At 65.5% G+C, this 19286-nt stretch carries 19 protein-coding genes and 1 pseudogene; 10 read left to right on the top strand and 10 right to left on the bottom strand.

Translation table 11 applies throughout. The features are described from left to right. Positions 1-8: 8 nt before the first annotated feature. The 4 genes and pseudogenes from CVN68_RS10305 to CVN68_RS10295 all read right to left on the bottom strand — a co-directional run bounded on the left by CVN68_RS10305 (position 9) and on the right by CVN68_RS10295 (position 4304). Positions 9-1208: a hypothetical protein gene (locus CVN68_RS10305; protein ID WP_100282131.1), complete on the bottom strand. Its 1200-nt coding sequence runs from the start codon at positions 1206-1208 to the stop codon at positions 9-11. An 87-nt stretch (positions 1209-1295) separates the two neighbouring features. Next, the gene (gene parE / locus CVN68_RS10300; RefSeq protein WP_100282130.1) at positions 1296-3275 is read right to left on the bottom strand and encodes a DNA topoisomerase IV subunit B; all 1980 of its coding nucleotides are present in this window, start codon (positions 3273-3275) and stop codon (positions 1296-1298) included. 15 nt (positions 3276-3290) lie between these two features. Then, a complete protein-coding gene (locus tag CVN68_RS23155) occupies positions 3291-3455 on the bottom strand; it encodes a hypothetical protein (RefSeq protein ID WP_158298827.1) in 165 nt (54 codons plus the stop codon). A 190-nt stretch (positions 3456-3645) separates the two neighbouring features. Continuing rightward, positions 3646-4304 (bottom strand): annotated as a pseudogene (locus CVN68_RS10295) (GcrA family cell cycle regulator). A gap of 52 nt (positions 4305-4356) precedes the next feature. Between CVN68_RS10295 and CVN68_RS10290 the strand changes: the two are divergent. Continuing rightward, positions 4357-5223, top strand: a complete 867-nt coding sequence (locus CVN68_RS10290; protein WP_100282129.1) for an ABC transporter permease — start codon at positions 4357-4359, stop codon at positions 5221-5223. On the opposite strand, the gene CVN68_RS10285 is transcribed toward CVN68_RS10290, so the two are convergent. After that, positions 5213-7168: a sensor histidine kinase gene (locus CVN68_RS10285; RefSeq protein ID WP_158298826.1), complete on the bottom strand. Its 1956-nt coding sequence runs from the start codon at positions 7166-7168 to the stop codon at positions 5213-5215. The genes CVN68_RS10290 and CVN68_RS10285 overlap by 11 nt on opposite strands. Before the next feature lie 297 nt (positions 7169-7465). Between CVN68_RS10285 and CVN68_RS10280 the strand changes: the two genes are divergently transcribed. The 6 genes from CVN68_RS10280 to queE all read left to right on the top strand — a co-directional run bounded on the left by CVN68_RS10280 (position 7466) and on the right by queE (position 12715). Then, complete coding sequence (locus CVN68_RS10280) at positions 7466-8662, top strand: aspartate aminotransferase family protein (protein ID WP_100282127.1); 1197 nt, start codon at positions 7466-7468, stop codon at positions 8660-8662. 150 nt (positions 8663-8812) lie between these two features. Then, on the top strand, positions 8813-9730 hold the full coding sequence (gene argF, locus CVN68_RS10275; RefSeq protein WP_100282126.1) for an ornithine carbamoyltransferase: 918 nt from the start codon (positions 8813-8815) through the stop codon (positions 9728-9730). A gap of 122 nt (positions 9731-9852) precedes the next feature. Continuing rightward, positions 9853-10773 carry an Hsp33 family molecular chaperone HslO gene (gene hslO / locus CVN68_RS10270; protein ID WP_100282125.1) on the top strand — a complete coding sequence of 307 codons (921 nt, stop codon included), beginning with the start codon at positions 9853-9855 and terminating at the stop codon, positions 10771-10773. A gap of 92 nt (positions 10774-10865) precedes the next feature. Next, positions 10866-11255 (top strand): DUF3617 domain-containing protein, encoded by a 390-nt coding sequence (locus CVN68_RS10265; protein WP_158298825.1) that lies wholly within the window; start codon positions 10866-10868, stop codon positions 11253-11255. Between the two features lie 147 nt (positions 11256-11402). Then, positions 11403-12086 carry a 7-cyano-7-deazaguanine synthase QueC gene (queC, locus tag CVN68_RS10260; protein ID WP_100282123.1) on the top strand — a complete coding sequence of 228 codons (684 nt, stop codon included), beginning with the start codon at positions 11403-11405 and terminating at the stop codon, positions 12084-12086. Further along, positions 12083-12715, top strand: coding sequence for a 7-carboxy-7-deazaguanine synthase (gene queE, locus CVN68_RS10255; protein WP_100282122.1), 633 nt, complete (start codon positions 12083-12085; stop codon positions 12713-12715). The genes queC and queE overlap by 4 nt, the downstream gene beginning before the upstream one ends. 99 nt (positions 12716-12814) lie before the next feature. Here queE and CVN68_RS10250 read toward each other — a convergent pair whose 3' ends face one another. From CVN68_RS10250 to lipB, 3 genes are all read right to left on the bottom strand, one after another. Beyond that, entirely contained in the window at positions 12815-13498 is a 684-nt protein-coding gene (locus CVN68_RS10250) for a hypothetical protein (protein ID WP_100284335.1), read from the bottom strand. A 158-nt stretch (positions 13499-13656) separates the two neighbouring features. After that, positions 13657-13911, bottom strand: a complete 255-nt coding sequence (locus tag CVN68_RS10245) for a hypothetical protein (RefSeq protein ID WP_100282121.1) — start codon at positions 13909-13911, stop codon at positions 13657-13659. Positions 13912-14020: 109 nt separating this feature from the next. Next, positions 14021-14665: a lipoyl(octanoyl) transferase LipB gene (gene lipB / locus CVN68_RS10240; RefSeq protein WP_100282120.1), complete on the bottom strand. Its 645-nt coding sequence runs from the start codon at positions 14663-14665 to the stop codon at positions 14021-14023. A 97-nt stretch (positions 14666-14762) separates the two neighbouring features. Here lipB and CVN68_RS10235 point away from each other — a divergent pair, with 97 nt between their 5' ends. After that, positions 14763-15593 (top strand): glycerophosphoryl diester phosphodiesterase membrane domain-containing protein, encoded by an 831-nt coding sequence (locus CVN68_RS10235; RefSeq protein ID WP_100282119.1) that lies wholly within the window; start codon positions 14763-14765, stop codon positions 15591-15593. After that, complete coding sequence (locus CVN68_RS10230; RefSeq protein WP_100282118.1) at positions 15590-16321, top strand: hypothetical protein; 732 nt, start codon at positions 15590-15592, stop codon at positions 16319-16321. Before CVN68_RS10235 ends, CVN68_RS10230 begins: the two co-directional genes overlap by 4 nt. Here CVN68_RS10230 and CVN68_RS10225 read toward each other — a convergent pair. Together CVN68_RS10225 and hemF are read right to left on the bottom strand one after the other, a co-directional pair. Then, positions 16288-16884, bottom strand: coding sequence for a GNAT family N-acetyltransferase (locus tag CVN68_RS10225; RefSeq protein ID WP_100282117.1), 597 nt, complete (start codon positions 16882-16884; stop codon positions 16288-16290). The two genes, CVN68_RS10230 and CVN68_RS10225, sit on opposite strands and share 34 nt — an antisense overlap. Before the next feature lie 121 nt (positions 16885-17005). Then, the gene (gene hemF, locus CVN68_RS10220) at positions 17006-17848 is read right to left on the bottom strand and encodes an oxygen-dependent coproporphyrinogen oxidase (RefSeq protein WP_100282116.1); all 843 of its coding nucleotides are present in this window, start codon (positions 17846-17848) and stop codon (positions 17006-17008) included. A gap of 300 nt (positions 17849-18148) precedes the next feature. Between hemF and CVN68_RS10215 the strand changes: the two genes are divergently transcribed. After that, a complete protein-coding gene (locus CVN68_RS10215) occupies positions 18149-18676 on the top strand; it encodes a hypothetical protein (protein ID WP_100282115.1) in 528 nt (175 codons plus the stop codon). The last annotated feature ends 610 nt before the right edge of the window (positions 18677-19286 follow it).

Here is a 19286-nt window from a genome sequence, read left to right as displayed (position 1 = left end):
GGCGCCGCTCAGGGCGTTCCGACGGGCGGCTGGCCGGGAACGGCCCGCGGCGGCGCATCGTCGGTCAGGTCGAGTGACCTGATGCGGCCGCTCGCGGCGCGCTGGCGCAGGCGCGAGCCGGTCGGATCATACACATCATAGACCATGGTGAACCGTTCGATACGGGTCATGCCGTCCGCACCACCCGCGAGCTTGAACGGCGCGTAGCGGCGCAGGGCGAGGTTCTCGTGCACCTTCTTCGGCCAGCGCCCCTCGAAATGCGGCGATTCGCGCACCGTCTCGACGTCGTTCACCGTTCCGTCCGCCGCGATCCGGTAGCGCACGTCGATCCATTCGGGCGTCCTGTTGATGTTCTTGGGCGCCTGGATCCGGCCGTCTTCATGGCCGCTGACGCGATCGAGGCGGAGTGGTGGGGCGAACACCAGCACCGGGCGGTCGAGTTCCTGGCCCTTGAAAGCGGTGAGCGCGGTGTCGAGCGCCTGCTTGTCGCCGCGCTCGGACAGCAGGCGCGCCCGCAGCAGCCTGGCGGCGAAGCGGAACTCGGCGAGTTCCGGCTCGGTGGTCTGCTCTATCGCCTTGATCCGCTGCTCGGTGCCTTCGCGATAGGCCGGGTTCGAATAGCTGGCGGCGCCGTAGAGCACGGCTTCGCGCAGCATCGCGAAGCCCATCACCGCGGGCTGCCCGGCCTCGCGGGCCTGTTTGGCGACCTTGGTGTAGACATCGATCGCGGCGCGGAAGCGGCCCTGCTTGCCGAACTGGTCGCCGACCATGAGCCGCTGCATCAGCACACGCGAATCGCCTTTCTCGAGTCCGGCCTTCAAGGCGTCGAGCGCGTCGATCTGGAGGATGCGCCCGACATTCTGATAGCCATGATGTTCGCTCAGCCGGCCATAAGCGCGGGTGAGGTCGGCGACTTCGACCGGCAGGGTTGCGGCATAGCGCGCATTGCGGCCACGCGCGGCGGCGAGCGTCTGGCGGGCCTCGGTATAATATCCGGCGACGAACTGGTTCTCGGCATGCGCGAGGCTCGCATCGATGTCCTCGCGCGGCGGGCATTTGCGCGCGAGGCAATCTTTCAGGTCCGCTTCGGTTTTCGACAGCGGCGTGCCGGTGACGACGATCGTCTGGTCCGAAGGGCCGTCGCCCTGCGCGCACGCCGGAAAGGCCGCCAGCGCCAGCAACGCCGTGAAACCGCTACGCAAGAGCATGTCCGTTCCCCTGATGCGCCGAAGTATATGAAGACACCGCAACTCGCGGCGATGCTATCATTCACCGGCCGCGCGTCAACGGCGCGATCACGCGTCGATGACTTCCCCGTCGAGCCGCGCGGCATTTTCCTGGATGAAGGCGAAGCGGTGTGCGGGGTTGTTGCCCATCAGCCGGTCGACGAGGTCCTTCACGCCCGCGCGCTCCTCATATTCCTGTGGCAGCGTGACGCGCAGCATCCCGCGCGTCCTGGGGTCCATCGTGGTTTCCTTGAGCTGGTTCGGGTTCATCTCGCCGAGCCCCTTGAAGCGGCTGACCTCGACCTTTTTGCCCTTGAACGCGCCCTCCTCGATCTCGAGCCGGTGCGCGTCGTCGCGAGCGTAGAGGCTCTTCGAGCCGACGGTCAGGCGATAGAGCGGCGGCTGGGCGAGATAGAGATGCCCGCGCCGGACGATGTCGGGCATTTCCTGGAAGAAGAAGGTCATCAACAACGTGGCGATGTGCGCGCCGTCGACATCGGCGTCGGTCATGATGACGATGCGTTCGTAGCGCAGATTGGCCGGGTCGCAATCCTTCCGCGTGCCGCAGCCCATTGCGAGGATCAGGTCGGCGATTTCCTGATTGGCGAGGATCTTGGCCGAGGTCGCGCTGGCGACGTTGAGGATCTTGCCGCGGATCGGCAGGATCGCCTGGGTCTTGCGGTCGCGCGCCTGCTTGGCCGAGCCGCCGGCCGAATCGCCTTCGACGATGAACAATTCGGTGCCTTCGGGGCTGTCGGCGGCGCAATCGGTGAGCTTGCCGGGAAGGCGGAGCTTTCGCGATGACGTCGCGGTCTTGCGCTTGACCTCGCGCTCCTGCTTGCGGCGCAGGCGATCGTCCATGCGGTCGATCACATAAGCGAGCAACGCCTTGCCGCGGTCCATATGGTCCGACAGGAAATGGTCGAAATGGTCGCGGACGGCGCGCTCGACCAGTGCGGTGGCCTCGGGCGACGTGAGGCGGTCCTTGGTCTGCGACTGGAATTGCGGCTCGCGAATGAACACCGAGAGCATCAGCTCGGAGCCGGTCATCACATCGTCGGCAGTGATGTCCTTGGCCTTTTTCTGGCCGACCAGCTCGCCGAACGCGCGGATGCCGCGGGTGAGGGCTTGGCGCAGGCCCTGTTCGTGGCTGCCGCCGTCCGGCGTGGGGATGGTGTTGCAATACCAGCTGTAGCTGCCGTCGCTCCACAGCGGCCAGGCGACCGCCCATTCGACGCGGCCCTGATCCTCGCCGGGGAAATCCTGCTGGCCGATGAAGAATTCGGAGGTCGCGCATTCGCGGCCGGCGATCTGTTCCTTGAGGTGATCGCCGAGGCCGCCGGGGAATTGGAACACCGCTTCGGGCGGGGTCTCGTCGGAGAGCAGCGAGGGGTCGCATTTCCAGCGAATCTCGACGCCTGCGAAGAGATACGCCTTCGAGCGCGCGAGCTTGTAGAGCCGCGCGGGCTTGAACTGCATTTCGCCGAAGATCTCGGTGTCGGGGGTGAACGCCACCGAAGTGCCGCGCCGGTTGGGCGTTCCGCCGAGATGCTCGAGCGGTCCTAGCGTCTGGCCTTGGCTGAAGCGCTGACGATAGAGCTGCTTGTCGCGCGCCACTTCGATGACGGTGTCCACCGACAGCGCATTGACCACGCTGATGCCGACACCGTGCAGACCGCCGCTAGTGGCATAGGCCTTGCCGGAGAACTTGCCGCCCGAATGGAGCATCGAGAGGATCACTTCGAGTGCCGACTTGTCGGGGAATTTCGGGTGCGGATCGATCGGCATGCCGCGGCCATTGTCGACGATCGTCAGCCGATTGCCGGCGTCGAGTTCGATCTCGATGCGAGTGGCGTGGCCGGCGACCGCCTCGTCCATAGCATTGTCGAGCACTTCGGCGGCGAGATGATGGAGCGCGCGTTCGTCGGTGCCGCCGATATACATGCCGGGACGGCGCCGGACCGGCTCCAGCCCTTCGAGCACTTCGATCGAGGATGCGTCGTAGGTCCCCGATGGTACGCCCGGGGCGGCAAACAGGTCTTCAGCCATTTGCAGGGTATAGGGTCACGCTGAATTGCGGCGCAAGGCAAGGTTGCGTCGATCGCTGCGCCTGGCCTTCGTGCGGAGCGACGCGATTTCCCGAATCTCGCTCAGGATCGTCCCGATGCTGCGCGCTTCGGGCGCACGCGTGTCGCCGAGGTTCGACCATTCTCCGGGCTGCACATACATGAGGTTGTCCTCCTGTCGGCATCCCTAGCAGAAGGGTTCGCAGCGGAAAAGAACAAAAATAGAACACGACGGGGTTGCGCGTCGCGAGCGCTGTACGATCGCTTTGCTCGCGGGCGGCCGCATCAACTCGGCCCACCAAAGCAATCGCCCCGGAACCGGGTTCCGGGGCGATGCGAATTTCAGGACGAGATCAGCGCACCCGCGGGCCGCCGAAGGGCAGCGGGGGGGGGGGCGGCGATCGCGGCGCGGCAGCTGCGCCTGATAGGCATGGCCGCAATGCGCGACGCAATAGGGAAAGCCCGGGTTCACCTTGTCGCCGCAGAAATGGAAGTCGGGTTCGCCGGGATGGCCGAGCGGCCATTTGCAGATGCGATCGTTGAGATCGAGCAGGCTGGTCTTGCCCGCGATCGCGTCGCTCGGCTTGGCGGGAACCAGACGGCGCGGCGGCGCGGGGGCGATCGGCGGAGTCTGCTCGCCCGGATTCTGGCGCACGAAGCCGCCCGGACCGACCGAGCGGAGCACGGTGGCACCAGGTTCGCGCGGCTCGGGCGCAGTTGGCGCAGCCGCCGGCGCGGCAGCGCGAGGCGCCGGCTCGGCGGCAGGCGGCTGGGGTGCCGGCGCGGCGGGGGCGGGCGTTGGCGCTGCCGGCCTCGGCGCGGGCGCGGCGGCTTCCGCCTTGGGTTCGTTGGGCTTTACCGGCGAGGGGCGCGACTGGAGGCCCAGCCGGTGCGCTTTGCCGATCACGGCATTGCGCGACACGCCGCCGAGTTCCTCGGCAATCTGGGTGGCGGTCATGCCGCCGTCCCACATCTTCTTCAGCGTATCGATACGCTCTTCGGTCCAGCTCACTTCACTTCCTTCAACTTGCGGGCGGCGCGGGCAGCGTTTACGCGAACACGCGATGAGCAGCCACCCGGAAACAGGTCCCAAAACCGGCCCGATAACGAGCCATAGTCTCCCCGAGCCCGGCGTTCCGGTGATTCGCAACGTGAACTGGGGAGGACTGCGCACCCTCTATATCAAGGAGGTGCGCCGTTTCTTCAAGGTGCAGCTACAGACGGTGTGGGCACCGGCGGTCACGACCTTGCTGTTTCTGGTGATTTTCACCGTCGCGCTGGGCGGCGGTGGCCGTACGATCGCGCTGCAGGGGCGCAGCATTCACTTCGCCGACTTCATCGCCCCCGGGCTGATCGTGATGGCGATGCTCCAGAATGCCTTCGCCAATTCGAGCTTCTCGCTGCTGGTCGGCAAGATCCAGGGGACGATCGTCGATTATCTGATGCCGCCGCTGTCGACCGGCGAGTTGCTCGCGGGCCTGTGCGGCGGTGCCGTGACGCGGGCATTCTGCGTCGGCGGCGCGGTGTGGCTGGCGATGGTGTTCTGGCCGGGGGTGAACATCATTCCCCAGCATTTATGGGCGGTTTTGTGGTTCGGCTTCCTCGGCGCATTGTTCCTGTCGCTGCTGGGCGTGCTGACCTCGATCTGGGCGGAAAAGTTCGATCACGCCGCGGCGGTGACCAATTTCGTCGTGGCGCCGCTGTCGCTGCTCTCGGGCACCTTCTACTCGGTCGACAAATTGTCGCCGGTTTTCCAGACGATCAGCCATCTCAATCCGTTCTTCTACATCATCTCGGGTTTCCGTTACGGCTTTCTCGGAGTCGCGGACTCGCCGATCCTGACCGGCAGCGGAATCATCCTCGCGCTCGACGCGGTGCTGGGGCTGGTCTGCTACACGCTGCTGCGCAAGGGCTGGAACCTCAAGAGCTAGACGACGCGGGCGTACCGCCTTCGTTGGCGGGCGTTTCGAAGCCCGCGGCCGAAGGGATGGTGAAGCAGAACGATGCGCCGCCGCCGGGGCGATTGGTCGCGGCCAGCATGCCGCCATGCGCCTCGACGATGCGCTTCGAGATGTTGAGACCGATGCCGAGCCCGGCAATCCCCCCCTTGCTCGAGGCGAAGCGCTCGCCCAGCCGCTCGGTGAAGCCCTCGGGAAGGCCGGGGCCGTTGTCGGTGATTTCTACCTCGACCATGTCATGGATCGCCCGCGCCCGGATCACGATCAGCGGCTCGCTGTCGCCCTGATCGCATGCCTCGAAGGCGTTGCGGACGAGGTTCACCAACACCTGCTGGATCTGGATCCGGTCGACATAGACCGCCGGCAGCGATGCGGGAATCTCGATGAGCAATGCATGGAGCTTGCGCGATCCGACGAGGAGCAGGTTGACGGCGTCGTTGACCACCTCGCCCAGTTCCTCGCGTCGCAACTCGACTTCACGGTGCGACAGGAAGCTTCTGAGCTTTCGGATGATGTCGCCGGCGCGCAGGATATGGACCGAAATCTCCCGCAGAAACTCGACGGCCCTGGCATGATCCTGCTGCTTCTCCAGCGCCATCGCGGCGGCGGAGGCATAATTGGAGGCGGCGGCGAGCGGCTGGTTGATCTCGTGCGCGATGTCGCCGGCGAGTTCGCCGAGCGCGTTCTGGTGCGACAGCTGCATGAGCTGCAGCCCGAGATCGGCGACCTGATCCTCGAGCGAGAAGCGCTCGGACAAGTCGCGGACGAAGGCGGCATGGACCACTTCGCCGTCCTGCCTTGCTGCTCCCACGCGCAGCTCGGCGGGAAATTCGCTGCCGTCGCTGCGGCGGCCAGTGGTGGTGACGACGCCGCTTTCCGACTTGCCGATGCCGGGGTCCTCGGCGAGCAGCGCGTCGAAATCAGGACTCCTGGCTGCAAACAGCGTCTCGATCCGGGTGCCGCACGCATCCGCTTCGGTGCAGTGCCAGAGCCGCTGGGCGGCGGCGCTGAAGGCGCGGATCACCCGGTCCTGGCCGGTCACGATGAGTGCGTCGGGAACCACGGTCAGAATCGAATCGAGCTCCGCCTGGCGCACCGCGATGCGCTTGTTCTGTTCGGTTGCGCGGACTGTGACGTGGACGAGCAGGATCACGACGACGAGCAGATTGGCGTCGGCGATGAAGTAATAGAGTTCGCTGTCGTCCAGCTTTCCCGCTTCACGCAGGCCGACGAGCACCAGGGTGGGCAGGATCGTCAGGACGATGATTGCCGGCGTGATTTTCTGGAGCGTGTGCCAAGGCGAATCGGTAAAGGGCTGGACCGGATCGGCGAAACGGCTCTGGACGATGATCGCCATCGATAGCAGCAGCGCGGGGACGCCGGAGAGGGCGGAGGGTCCGACGAAGCGCGGCCCGAGCGGAATCTGGTTAGTGAGCGTGAGAGCGACGAGCAGCAGAGTCGCCGCCAGAGTCGCGCTCGCCAACGGCGCCGCCCAGCGCCGCAGCGCGTCGCGCGGCGAGCTGAGCAGATAGAGCGCGATCACCGCCATCGTGACGGCCGACAGCGCCCCGAGCTGGGGGACGCCGCCATTGCGGACATGGAGCGTCACGATCTGATCGCCGAACAACAGCCCGCCGATGCCGAAATCGCCGGCGAAATAGTGTAGGAGCACCAGCGCCCCCAATGCCGCGGGAAGCAGCAGGAAGGCGCGCGCGGCGCGGCGGTGGCCGGCGAGCAGCACCAGGCCTCCGCCCACGATCAGAAGGAAGATGAAGCTGAGCAACGGTTGAAACGCGACAGCAGGGTTGCCGAGCCCGCGCAGCCACGGATTTTGCAGGCTCCATCCAAGCAGGATGGCCGCCGGCAATATGCCGGCGAGCCCGGTCAATACGAGGGCCAGCCTCGATCCCTTCTGCACGTGTCGGGTTCCCCTCGCTTCTTCCGTAATCCGCATGTCTTTCCGTTATCGCGACCAGAGGAAAGGCACAGGCCGGGGAAGCGGCAGTCACAAAACTTGTAAGACTGTGAAGGAGTTCCCGCGTTTTGCAAGCCGGCTCCCGCGCGGTCGCCATGGCCACGGGGCATGGGCTTTGCCGAAACGAATATTGACGCACCTGTGGCGCTGCCCCTAAACACTCGCTCCGGGCGGTCCGGTTGGCCGCCCTTTTGCGTTTCTGGAGCTTCGCCCAGCTTTTCTCGAGGAGGTACCGTTCCCATGCCGATCACTGCGCTCATGCCCGTTTACCCGCGGTGCGGTGTGCGGCCGGTGCGAGGCGAGGGCGTGTACCTCTATGGCGAGCGCGGGGAGCAATATCTCGACTTCGCCGCAGGGATCGCGGTCAATGCGCTGGGTCACGGCCATCCGCATCTGGTGAAGGCGATCGCCGATCAGGCGGCGACCCTGATGCACGTCTCCAACCTCTACGGATCGCCGCAGGGCGAGGCGCTGGCGCAGCGGATCATCGATGTCAGCTTCGCCGACACGGTGTTCTTCACCAATTCGGGGGTCGAGGCGATCGAGTGCGCGATCAAGACCGCGCGCCGCTATCATTATGTTGCCGGCAACCCGCAGCGGCACAAATTGATCACCTTCAAGAACGCGTTCCACGGCCGCTCGATCGGGGCGATCTCCGCCACTGACCAGCCCAAGATGCGCGACGGCTTCGAGCCGCTGCTGCCGGGCTTCGACTATGTGGCGTTCAACGACCTCGCAGGCGCGCTCGCCAAGATCGACGACGAGACCGCGGGCTTCCTCGTCGAGACGGTGCAGGGCGAGGGCGGGATGACCGCGGGCACGCCCGAATTCATCCAGGGACTCCGCAAGGCGTGCGACGAACACGGCCTGCTGCTGATCCTCGACGAGATCCAGTGCGGCTATGGCCGCACCGGCAAGATGTGGGCCTATGAGCATTACGGCATCACTCCCGACATCATGACGGTGGCCAAGGGCATCGGCGCGGGCTTCCCGCTCGGCGCGTGCCTCGCCACCGAGGAAGCCGCCAAGGGCATGGTGATCGGCACCCACGGCTCGACCTATGGCGGCAATCCGCTGGCGATGGCGGCGGGGCAGGCCGTGCTCGACGTGATGCTGGAAGACGGTTTTCTCGAGCATGTCGAGCAGATGGGCGATCGGCTGCGGCAGGCATTCGAGCAGATGATCCCCAACCACGATCATCTGTTCGAGGAGATCCGCGGCAAAGGCCTGATGCTCGGCATCAAGCTCAAGGAGCCGGCAGTGGCACGCGATTTCGTGGCGCATCTGCGCGACAATCACGGGCTGCTGACCGTGGCGGCGGGCGAGAACGTGTTCCGCGTGCTGCCGCCTTTGGTGATCGACGAGAGCCATGTCGCGGAGTGCGTCGAGCGGCTGAGCGCGGGCGCACGCAGCTACGCGCCGCCGAGCGATGATTAGGTCGATCAAATCCTCCCTCGCGCCGCGGGGGAGGGGGACTAGCGAAGCTGGTGGAGGGGGCCTCTCCGCGCGCGTTTCGCCTGAGGAGACACCCCCTCCGTCAGGCTGCGCCTGCCACCTCCCCCGCTTCGCGAGGGAGGATTTTTGACGATGCGCCATTTTCTCGATCTTTCGGACGCCGGGGGCGACGGCGTCGCCGCGATGCTGGCCGATGCGCTTCAGCGCAAGGCTACGCGCCAGGGCTGGCCCAAGGGCAGGCCGGACGCCGACGCGCCGCTCGCCGGCCATGTCCTCGCGATGATCTTCGAGAAGAACTCCACCCGCACCCGCGTGTCGTTCGACATGGCAATTCGTCAACTCGGCGGCACCAGCATCGTAATGGACGCTGGCAGCATGCAGCTCGGCCGCGGCGAGAGCATCGCCGACACTGCCCGCGTACTGTCGGGCTATGTCGACGCGATCATGATCCGCACCGACGATCACGCTAAAGTGGTCGAGATGGCGGAATATGCCAGCGTGCCGGTGATCAACGGGCTCACCGACGCCTCGCACCCATGCCAGATCATGGCCGATCTGCTGACGATCATCGAGAAGGGCAAGGCCCTCCCGGGACTCAAGCTGGCCTGGCTGGGCGACGGCAACAACGTCCTCGCCTCGATCATGGAGGCTGGCGGGCTGATGGGCTTCGACGTCGTCGCGGCCTGCCCGCAGGGCTTCCAGCCGAGCGACGAAGACATCGCGCGGGGCCGCGGGCGTGCGCGCGTCGTCGGCAGCGCGAAGGAGGCGGTCGAGAATGCCGACCTCGTCGTCACCGATACGTGGATATCGATGGGGCAGGCGCATGCCGAGACCAAACTCGCAGCGATGATGCCGTTCCAGGTCACCGAGGCGTTGATGGCCGAGGCGAAGCCCGATGCCGCGTTCCTGCATTGTCTGCCCGCGCATCGCGGCGAGGAAGTGGTCGATGCCGTCATCGACGGCCCGCAATCGCTGATCTGGCCCGAGGCCGAGAACCGGCTGCACGCGCAGAAGTCGGTCCTGCGCTGGTGCTTCGGCCAGATCGGCTGAGTTGAAGCCGGAGCGTCTGTTCCCATATTCCGTCATGCCAGCGGAAGCTGGCATCTCTCTCCACCGAGCTTGCGCTTGCGGCACGAGATCCCGGCCTTCGCCGGGATGACGAGGAATTTGACGTGAATACCATTGCCCCCACCGATCTCGACCGTGTCGTCGGTTTCACCATTCCCAGCCGTCACGCGCGCGGCCGCGTCGCGCGGCTCGGGCCGGTGCTCGACCAGATATTGTCGGCGCACGCTTATCCGCCGGTGATCGAGAAGCTGCTCGCCGAGGCGCTGACATTGACTGCCTTGCTCGGCGCGACGCTCAAGGGCGCACAAGGGCAGATGACGCTTCAGGCACAGGCGCCGGGGGCGATCGTCAATCTGCTGGTGTGCGATTACAAGGACGGCGAACTGCGCGGTTACGTCCAGTTCGATGCCGTGCGGCTGTCGCAGCTGGGCAAGAACCCGACGCTCAACGCATTGTGCGCCAAGGGCTATCTCGCGGTGACTTTCGATCAGGCGACGACCAAGGAGCGCTATCAGGGGATCGTGCCGCTCGACGCGCGCTCGATCGGCGCGGCGGCGGAGCAGTATTTCCTGCAGTCCGAGCAGATTCCCAGCCTGATCCGGTTGGGCACGCATCGCGACCGGCAGGGCAAGCTGATCGCCGGCGGCATCTTCCTGCAGCATCTGCCCGAGGGCGAGGTCGGGCGCGAGCGGCTGCACGTGCGGCTCGACCATCCCGAATGGCAGCATGTCGAGGCGCTGGCGACGACGATGGGCGCCGACGAACTCGCCGACGCGGGCATCCCGCTCGAGAATCTCGTCTGGCGGCTGTTCAACGAGGAGCCCGAGGTGCGGCTGCTGAGCGGCACCGAACTCTCGCGTGGCTGCCGCTGTGATACCTCCTATATCAGCCAGGTGCTCGCCAAGTTCCCTGCAGAGGAGCGCGCGGCGATGGCCGATGAAGATGGCGTGATCAGCGTCGATTGTGCGTTCTGCTCGACCAAGTTCCCGCTGAAGCTCACCGATTTTGTTTCACAACCGTTGTAATCGGGAGGTGGCTTTCCATATCTGCCTCCGGCCGCAGGCGCGGTATTCGTTGGGGCGCCGGATACTGCCGCGCGGTGTGGGGAGTTGTTATGGTGCTTAAGCGTTTGATGCTCGCGGCGGTGATTCTGTTCGGAACCGCGGGCGCGCCTGCCCGGCAAAGCGCGGCGCCGAATGCGCTGGGCGGGATCGAGCGGGGCCAGTGGCAGCTGCGAAGCGTCGACGGCAGCTTGCGCAAGCTTTGCGTCGCCAATCCCGCGATGCTGATCCAGATCGTTCACGGCAACGCCCAGTGCGAGCATTTCGTGATGGAGAACACGCAGCGCTCGGCTACGATCCGCTATACCTGCCCGAGCCACGGCCATGGCCGCACGACGATCTCGGTCGATACCCCGCGCGTGATCAACCTCGAGACCCAGGGCGTCGCGAACGGCGCGCCTTTCGCGGAGCGGTTCGAAGGGCGGCGGATCGGCCCCTGCAGCTGAAATAGCGCTTACGCTTCGTTAACCTTGCTCGTTTAGAAAGGACCTCGCTCCTTCCTGGAGCATTTCCTCTCTGGCAAATTTCCCAACTGGGCCGCTTTACCGCGGCCCATTTTGCGTCGGGCGGCGAAAGCGGCTAGCGGCGGGATCATGACCGACAGCGTTGCAGTTGCCCTGATTTCAGGCGGGTTGGATTCGATGATTGCGGCCGCGCGGGCGCGTGAGGACGGGCACCGGCTGCTCGCGCTTTCGATCGACTATAACCAGCGCCATCATGTCGAGCTCGCCGCCGCCCGCCGGATCGCGCAGACGCTGGGTGCCGAGCGGCACGTGGTGCTGCCGCTCGATCTGCGCGCGTTCGGGGGATCGGCGCTGACCGCCGAGATCGACGTTCCCAAGGACGGCGTCGGCGACGATATCCCGGTGACCTATGTGCCCGCGCGCAACACCATCTTCCTCAGCCTCGCGCTTGGCTGGGCCGAGGCCGCGGGCGCGCGCGACATCTATATCGGCGTCAACGCGCTCGATTATTCGGGCTATCCCGATTGCCGGCCCGAATTCATCCTTGGCTTCGAGAAACTCGCCGAGCTGGCCACCAAGGCGGGGGTGGAGGGTGAGCCCTTTCACATCCGCGCGCCGCTGCAGGACATGACCAAGGCGGATATCGTCCGCGAGGGAATGCGGCTGGGACTCGATCTGGGGATGAGCTGGTCGTGCTACGATCCCGCACCCGGCAGCCTGCACTGCGGCTTGTGCGACAGCTGCCGCCTGCGCGCGAAGGGCTTCGAGGAGGCCGGCGTTCCCGATCCGACGCGCTACGCGACGATTCTATGAGCTATGCGGTCAAGGAGATGTTCCTCACGCTCCAGGGCGAGGGCGTGAATGCCGGCGCGCGCGCGGTGTTCGTCCGGTTCGCCGGCTGCAACCTCTGGTCGGGTCGCGAGCAGGATCGCGCCGCCGCGGTCTGCAGCTTCTGTGACACCGACTTCGTCGGCACCGATGGGCTGGGGGGCGGCAAGTTCGCCGATGCGGAGGCGCTGGCCGAGACCGTCGTCGGGCATTGGGGACCCGATCAGGCGCGGCGCTTCGTGGTGCTCACCGGCGGCGAGCCGATGCTCCAGATCGACGACGCATTGGTCGACGCGCTACACGCCCGCGGTTTCCGTATCGCAATCGAGAGCAACGGCACCTTGCCGGCGCATCCCGGGATCGACTGGGTGTGTATCAGTCCCAAGGCGGGAAGCGAAGTGGTGCAGCGCGCGGGCGACGAGCTCAAGCTGGTCTGGCCGCAGCCGGGGACCGATGTCGAGGCGATCGAGGCATGGGACTTCGCCCATTTCCTCGTCCAGCCGATGGACGATGCCGAGGGCGAGGCCAATATCCGCGCGGCCGTGGCGATGGCGATGGCGCGACCGCGCTGGCGGCTGTCGCTTCAGACGCACAAGCTGCTGGGACTGCGCTGAGGCGTAGGCCGCGGGCGGCGGACGTCTCCCTCTCCCACAAGAAGAGGGAGAAGAGGAGCGCCTGCTACCGAGGTTGTTGCCGCCGTGTGGCTGCCGACTTTAGCGGGTCGCCACGTGCAGGGCGCCGCACTTCTTTTTCTGATAGGTGCCCTTGCGCCAGCATTTGTCGTTGCCGAACGGCGGGAGCTGGGTGAAGCTCAACGCCTGATAGCTGATGCCGCGGCGGAACTGCTCGCCCCACGGGGCAAGACTGGCACGCAGCTCGCGTATCCGGTCCTGCGCCAGCTCGCCAAAAGTGCCGCGGCGCAGAAACAGCGCATCATGGCCGATTGTGGCGGCTGTCTGGCAGAATGAAAGCTGACCAGAGACGGTGGAAAAGCCCGAATAGACACGCGTGCCGAACTTGTCGAGTTCGGTTTGGCCGACCTTCTTGTTCTTGTTCACGCGTGTAAAATATTTCTCGAGCGTCACGTAAGATTCACGCAGTTCGACTTCGTGATCTTTGAGGATCGCATTGTAATTACCCAGCGTCAGCAACGTCGGTTCGAACTGGCATTGCAGCGCAGCGACGTTGAGCGCGGCGCGCAGATTCCACACCAAAGCGGCGCGGAGTTCGGCCGGAGTGGCGTCGGACAAAGCGGGGCCGGTCATGCCGGGCTCGGCGCCGGTTACACGGGCGCCCGAAAAGTCTCTCGATTTGAGGAAGAACTGCGCCGATGCCGGTACGGCGGCAAACAGGCCGGCCATCACGGCCACGACGGATACGATACGCGAAACGAGCATCACGCCCTCTTTTTGGCTGGTTGCACGGGTGGTTAAGGAGTTTTGACTCCGCGCCCAAGCTCTTTTTTCGCGGCCCCCTCCGCGCGCGGGCATTCCCCAATGGAAAAGGGCCGCCCGGTCGCCCGGACGGCCCCTTCAAACACGCTGACGCGCGATGATTACATCGCGTTGCCGACGGTGGTGTTCTCGGTGGTCGTCGTGGTGGTGTTCACCTCGGCGCCAGCGTTCTCGATCGGAGCGGCCGCGTCGATGTTGGTGACCATCGTGTCGGTCGTGGTGACGTTCTCGGTCGGCACGACTTCGGTGGTGTTCGTCACGTTGGTCGACGATTCGTTGCTGGTGCACGCCGAGGCCAGAAGGGCCGCGCCGGCGATCATCGAACCTGCAACGATCTTGGAAAGGACTGCACGCATGTAAAAGCTCCCTAGATAGTGGATTTGGACAGCGGATACGCCGTTAATAACCCAAACCGGACTGGACATTAGTCGGTTTAAGGCGAGCCCTCAAGACTCGATTTGACCTTCAGCCACTCAGAGCCTTCAAAAACGGCGAAAATGTGGCAGCCAGCGCCGAATCGAACTGGGTCGCAGTGATGGGCTTGCCGAGGGCGGCGGCGCTGGTGACGGGAAATTCGGCGATGCCGCAGGGCACGATCCCGGTGAAGTGATCGAGATCGGGCGAGAGGTTCACGGCGAAGCCGTGAAGCGTCACCCATTGCCGGATGCGCACGCCGATCGCGCCGATCTTGGCTTCCTTCCCGGTCTGGTCGAGCGTCCAGATGCCGATCCGGCCGGGCGCGCGGAACGCCGCGATGCCACATGCGTCCAGCGCGGCGATCACCCAGCCCTCGAGCGCGTGGACATAGCAGCGCACGTCGCGGCGGCGGTTGCGCAGGTCGAGCACGACATAGCCGATGCGCTGGCCTGGCCCGTGATAGGTGTAGCGCCCGCCGCGGCCGGTGCGATGGACCGGGAAGCGCGGGTCGAGCAACTCGGCGGTATCGGTGGCGCTGGTGCCGGCGGTGTAGACCGGCGGATGTTCGAGCAGCCAGATCAGTTCGCGCGCCTCGCCGCGGGTGACGGCGGCAGCGCGCGCCTCCATGTCCGCGAGCGCCTCGGCATAGTCGATCCGGCCGGGTTCGATCCGCCATTCGATATCGGATGTCATTCGGGCCGATTGCGCCGGGACGCGGGGTTTCGCAAGCATTGGCAACGTCCGGGCGCGCGGCTAACACGGGCGGTCGGGGTCAAAGGGAATGAATGGCATGGTGAAGATGGCAACCGTTTGGGATCGGACGGCCGAATTCCTGAGCGACAATATCGCCGCCATCGTGCCGATCGCCTTGCTCGCCTTCTTCGTGCCGGCGTCGATCGAAGGCAATTTCGAAGCGGCGATGACCGGGGCGGGGCCGGGTCTCACGGCTCTCCTCTCCGGATTGAAGATCGTGTTCGCTCTGGTGTCGCTCTGGGGATCGCTCGCGATCACCGCGATGGCGCTCGACATCGCCTCCGAGCGCAGCGCCGCGAACATCGCGACGCGGCGGTTCCTGCCGGCGCTGGTGGTTTGGCTGGTGATGTTTGCGGGTGCTGCCTTGCTCGTGCTGCCAATCCCGGCCGTGCTGACTTTCAACGGCTATGACATGGCGGCGATCGCGAACCGCGAGACTGTCGAGATGAGCAGGTCGATGGCCTGGTTCATCGGCATCTATCTCGTCGCGCTCACGATCTTTCTGCTCTGGGTGCTCGCGCGGTTGATCGTGGCGACGCCGGTGGTGGTCCGCGAAAACCGCGTGCTGAGCGCGTTCGGGCAATCGTGGTCGCTGACCCGCGGGACGGCGCTTCGCATCGTCGGCGTCATCCTGCTCTACGCGATCGTCAGCATGGTGGCGGGGCTGGCGGCAAAGACCGTGTTCGGCAGCATCTTCACCCTCGTGGCCGGGAATGACGGAGGGGTGACGCTGGCGAGCGTGATGACCTCGATCGTCGTCGCCGCGGTCCAGTCGGCCTTCATGGTGATTTCGCCGGCCTTCACCGCCAAACTTTATCTGGCACTGACTGCACAAGCCGGCTTCCGGCACGGCGAAACTGCGGTATGACCCTCGGCCTCGTGGGCGTGCTCTCGGACGCGCGCTCTCTCTGGCGCAGCGAGCGCGAATTGCTGGTGCCGATCGCCGGCATGTTCTTCGTCGTGCCGATGCTCGGCATCGTCCTGATGCTCGCCGACAGCGGCTTCGCCGACGTCGCGCCGGAAAAGCTGCGCGAGGCGGTGATTGCGTTCTACGTCGCCAATCTGCTGCCGATCCTGCTCGCCAATCTCGCGATCGACTTCGGCACCTTCGCGGTGCTCAACCTCTATCTGCAGGGCGGCGGACGCACGCTTGGCGAAGTGCTGCTGCTGACGCTGCGGCGCTTCCTGCCTTATGTGCTCATCGACATCACGGCCGCCTTGCTGTTCAGCTTCGGCTCGTCGCTGTTCCTGCTGCCCGGGCTGTTCGCCTTCGCGCGAACCTGGCTGGCGGGGCCTGCCTTCGCCGTGGCGCCCGAACGCGGGGTGATCGAGGCGTTTCGGCAAGGCTGGCGGCGCAGCGCGGGGTTCGGCTGGATCGTGCTGCTGGCCGCCGCCGGGCTAACCTTCCTCGGCGCGATGCTGCTGGTCGTGGTGTCGACCGGCCTGATCGGCGGTCTCGCCGCGCTGATCAATGCGCGGGCGGCCCTGGCGGTCGGCTATGTCGCGACCGCGCTGATCGGCGGGCTGGCCTGGTCGGTGCTCGCGGTGCTGCGCGTGGCGGCCTATCGCCGGAGCGAACCCAGACAGGGGATGTGAGGCGCCGCATCGGGCGCGAGGATCCCGCCGATCCGCGGATCGGCGAAGCTCTCGACGGTGCGCTTATAGGGCACGAAGCCGTGGCGTCGGTAGAAGCCGAGCGCCGCCGGATGATCGAGCGTGCAGGTGTGCACCCAGACCCGCTCCACGCCTTTGCGCCATGCCAGCCCCAGCGCCTGCGCCATCAGCCAGCCGCCATTGCCCTTGCCGGTGAGTTCGGGGACCAGCCCGACATAAGAAAGCTCGCAATTGCCTTCGACGCGAAAGTCGAGCTCGAGCATGCCAAGCTCGATCCCGGCGCGATCGGTAACGGCATAGACCTCGACCTTGTCGTCATCGAGGATCCGGCGCAGCGCCTCTTCCGGGATCACCAGCCGCGAGAACCACAGCCACGGCGCGCCGACCCGGCGGAACAGCGTCTTGTATTTCTCGCTCGCCGGCGCGGGCCAATGGGCGAGGCGAAGCGGCGAGGCCGCCGCCGGGCGCAGCGGCGGCTTGCTCCGCATCTCCAGCGAAGTGACGATCGTCGCGACGTGATCGTCGGGAACGGGGTTCAGGGGCATCTGAGCTTCCCGCACCCACCCTCACCCTTCCGGCGCCTGCGGCGCCTCCCTCCCTCTCCCATTGGAAGAGGGAAGGGGCCCGCCGCCGCAGGCGGTGGGAAGGGCGAGGGTGATGCTCGCATCAGCCCCAGGTCGCCATCGGGGGCAGGCTCATCAGGATCGCATCGACATTGCCACCGGTCTTGAGCCCAAACAGAGTACCGCGATCGTAGATCAGGTTGAATTCGGCATAGCGGCCGCGCCATTCGAGCTGCTGCGCTTTGTCGGCCTCGGTGAAGGGCAGGTGCATCCGGCGGCGGACAATACGCGGGAAAATCTCGAGAAACGCGCGGCCGACATCTTGAGTGAAGGCGAAATCGGCGTCCCAATCGCCTTCGAGATGATCGTAGAATATCCCGCCGACGCCGCGATGGACCTTGCGGTGGGGGATATAGAAATAGTCGTCCGCCCACTTCTTGAAGCGCGGATAATGCTCGGGATCGTGGGCGTCGCACGCGGTCTGCAACGCGGCGTGGAACTCAGCGGTATCCTCGTCATAGGGAATCGGCGGGTTGAGATCAGCACCGCCGCCGAACCAGCGCTTGGTGGTGACAAGGAAGCGCGTGTTCATGTGCACCGCGGGTACGTGCGGATTGGCCATGTGCGCGACGAGGCTGATCCCGGTGGCGAAGAAGCTCGGATCCTCGGCGGCGCCATGGATCGTCCGCGCGAAATCGCCTTCGAAGCTGCCGCCGACGGTCGAGACGTTGACGCCGACCTTCTCGAACACCTTGCCCTTCATCACCCCGCGCACGCCGCCGCCGCCGGGCGCGCCCGAAGGATCGGCGCGGTCCCAGGCGAGATAGTCGAATTTCGCGTCCGAGCCCGCCTCGGCCTCGATCGCCTCGAATTCGGCGCAGATCGACGTGCGCAGATTTTCGAACCAGGTGCGGGCGGCTTGCTGCCGGGGGTCGGGCTCTTGCATGCGCCGGCTGATAGGCGCGGGCAGGGAAGCCTGTCGAGGGGACAGAATGTCCCGCTCAGACCGGCCAGCCATCGGTCTGGCGCAGCGCCTCGCCGAACGCGATGCCGACATTGCCGGCGATATCGGGCTGGAACAAAGCGAGGCGCATACCCGGCCGGGGTTAGCGGCCCCGGTCGCGCGTCATCCTGATTGCTGCATTGTTAGTCATGGCGAGGGATGAAATTGGGTGGACAGCGGACTATCAGGTTTCGACGAGCTATGATGGTTTGCGAGCGCCAGCCATCGCGCTAATCTCGCCGAATGAAGCGTTTCGCCTTGGCATTCGTGGCAGTATGCTCGTCATGCGCAGAGGCGGATCAGCCGGAGAGCGCACGCACGGTGGCAGCATTTGAAGTCCCGCTACCGACGCAGGCAGACAAGCAAGCATTCTTGAACGTCGTCCGGGAAGAGGCTTCCCGCGTCGGCTACCATCTCGATGCGGCCACGCCTGATGAACTGCGGTATCTTTCGGTTGCGTCGCCGATCACGATGAATGCGGCGGTGTGGCGAGGAAACGATGAAGAGGCCGTCGCGTCTGCGATGGACCTGCCCGACAATCTGGGTTTCGTCTGGTTCAGCTTTTCCAAGGGGACCCAACCCGAGCGCGTAGCGGCGTTCCGCGACAGCGTAATGCGCCGCGTCTCGGCTCGTTGGGTGCAAACTATACGACTGCCGATCATGCCGACTGGCGCAATCCCTCATCGAATGGATTTGGTGAGGACCCCATCTGGTTATGAGGTCGATCCTCTGGAGAAAGCCAAGTATCAACTTGATGCCGGTTCTAGATAGGTCTGGGTGGCTTTACCCTCCGACGAGCGCGGTGAAATGAAGGGGAATCGAACCCGCCAAGCACCTCGTCGCCCGACGCGCGCTCGGACGGCGTCGAGGCGAAGACCAACTTACACGATGATCGAACGTCCGCAATCGGGCGGCGCTCTGCTGGCCCGGAATGACGGGAACTGGGGCATAAGCCGACATCCCGCTCAGGCAGGGCCTCGTCCGGAGACTGGCACTGGTAATGTAGGATTTGTTCTGCTTCCATTCGACGATGGACGACGGATGGCAAAAGTGGCGGGCAGCGTCTCCGCGTATCGGGTTGACGCTTGACTGTGTTGACGCGAACGGGTCAAGCGGGTGTCAAGCGCCGCCGCGTCGAGAAGCGCGAAAACCGCGCAAATCCGCGCTTTGTGGATCCAGCCAAAAGGTGGGGGATCGTCGTCCATGCCAACCTTTTGGTTGGCGTCGGCTTGACTCGAAGACGCGCGGCGCCACCGGATCGAAAGCGTGCCGACATTGCCGGGGATCCCGGGGTAGAGCGGGGCGAGGCGCACAAGCGCCCTCGGCGTTCGGCTCCGTCCGCGGGAGAGAGTGCGCGAGTGTGCGCCACACCGCCGACAAA

The organism is Sphingomonas psychrotolerans (genome assembly GCF_002796605.1).
Classification (GTDB): Bacteria; Pseudomonadota; Alphaproteobacteria; order Sphingomonadales; family Sphingomonadaceae; genus Sphingomonas; species Sphingomonas psychrotolerans.
The sequence above is the reverse complement of the archived record's forward strand: the minus strand, read 5'-3'. Positions and strand labels throughout refer to the sequence as shown.

What these genes read in the sequence shown, in the direction of transcription:
- CVN68_RS10305 (WP_100282131.1), bottom strand. Translation starts at nt 1,208, where the DNA reads ATGCTCTTGCGTAGCGGTTTCACGGCGTTGCTGGCGCTGGCGGCCTTT.
- parE (WP_100282130.1), bottom strand. Translation starts at nt 3,275, where the DNA reads ATGGCTGAAGACCTGTTTGCCGCCCCGGGCGTACCATCGGGGACCTAC.
- CVN68_RS23155 (WP_158298827.1), bottom strand. Translation starts at nt 3,455, where the DNA reads ATGTATGTGCAGCCCGGAGAATGGTCGAACCTCGGCGACACGCGTGCG.
- CVN68_RS10290 (WP_100282129.1), top strand. Translation starts at nt 4,357, where the DNA reads ATGAGCAGCCACCCGGAAACAGGTCCCAAAACCGGCCCGATAACGAGC.
- CVN68_RS10280 (WP_100282127.1), top strand. Translation starts at nt 7,466, where the DNA reads ATGCCGATCACTGCGCTCATGCCCGTTTACCCGCGGTGCGGTGTGCGG.
- argF (WP_100282126.1), top strand. Translation starts at nt 8,813, where the DNA reads ATGCGCCATTTTCTCGATCTTTCGGACGCCGGGGGCGACGGCGTCGCC.
- queC (WP_100282123.1), top strand. Translation starts at nt 11,403, where the DNA reads ATGACCGACAGCGTTGCAGTTGCCCTGATTTCAGGCGGGTTGGATTCG.
- queE (WP_100282122.1), top strand. Translation starts at nt 12,083, where the DNA reads ATGAGCTATGCGGTCAAGGAGATGTTCCTCACGCTCCAGGGCGAGGGC.
- CVN68_RS10250 (WP_100284335.1), bottom strand. Translation starts at nt 13,498, where the DNA reads ATGCTCGTTTCGCGTATCGTATCCGTCGTGGCCGTGATGGCCGGCCTG.
- CVN68_RS10245 (WP_100282121.1), bottom strand. Translation starts at nt 13,911, where the DNA reads ATGCGTGCAGTCCTTTCCAAGATCGTTGCAGGTTCGATGATCGCCGGC.
- lipB (WP_100282120.1), bottom strand. Translation starts at nt 14,665, where the DNA reads ATGACATCCGATATCGAATGGCGGATCGAACCCGGCCGGATCGACTAT.
- CVN68_RS10235 (WP_100282119.1), top strand. Translation starts at nt 14,763, where the DNA reads ATGGTGAAGATGGCAACCGTTTGGGATCGGACGGCCGAATTCCTGAGC.
- CVN68_RS10230 (WP_100282118.1), top strand. Translation starts at nt 15,590, where the DNA reads ATGACCCTCGGCCTCGTGGGCGTGCTCTCGGACGCGCGCTCTCTCTGG.
- CVN68_RS10225 (WP_100282117.1), bottom strand. Translation starts at nt 16,884, where the DNA reads ATGCCCCTGAACCCCGTTCCCGACGATCACGTCGCGACGATCGTCACT.
- hemF (WP_100282116.1), bottom strand. Translation starts at nt 17,848, where the DNA reads ATGCAAGAGCCCGACCCCCGGCAGCAAGCCGCCCGCACCTGGTTCGAA.
- CVN68_RS10215 (WP_100282115.1), top strand. Translation starts at nt 18,149, where the DNA reads ATGAAGCGTTTCGCCTTGGCATTCGTGGCAGTATGCTCGTCATGCGCA.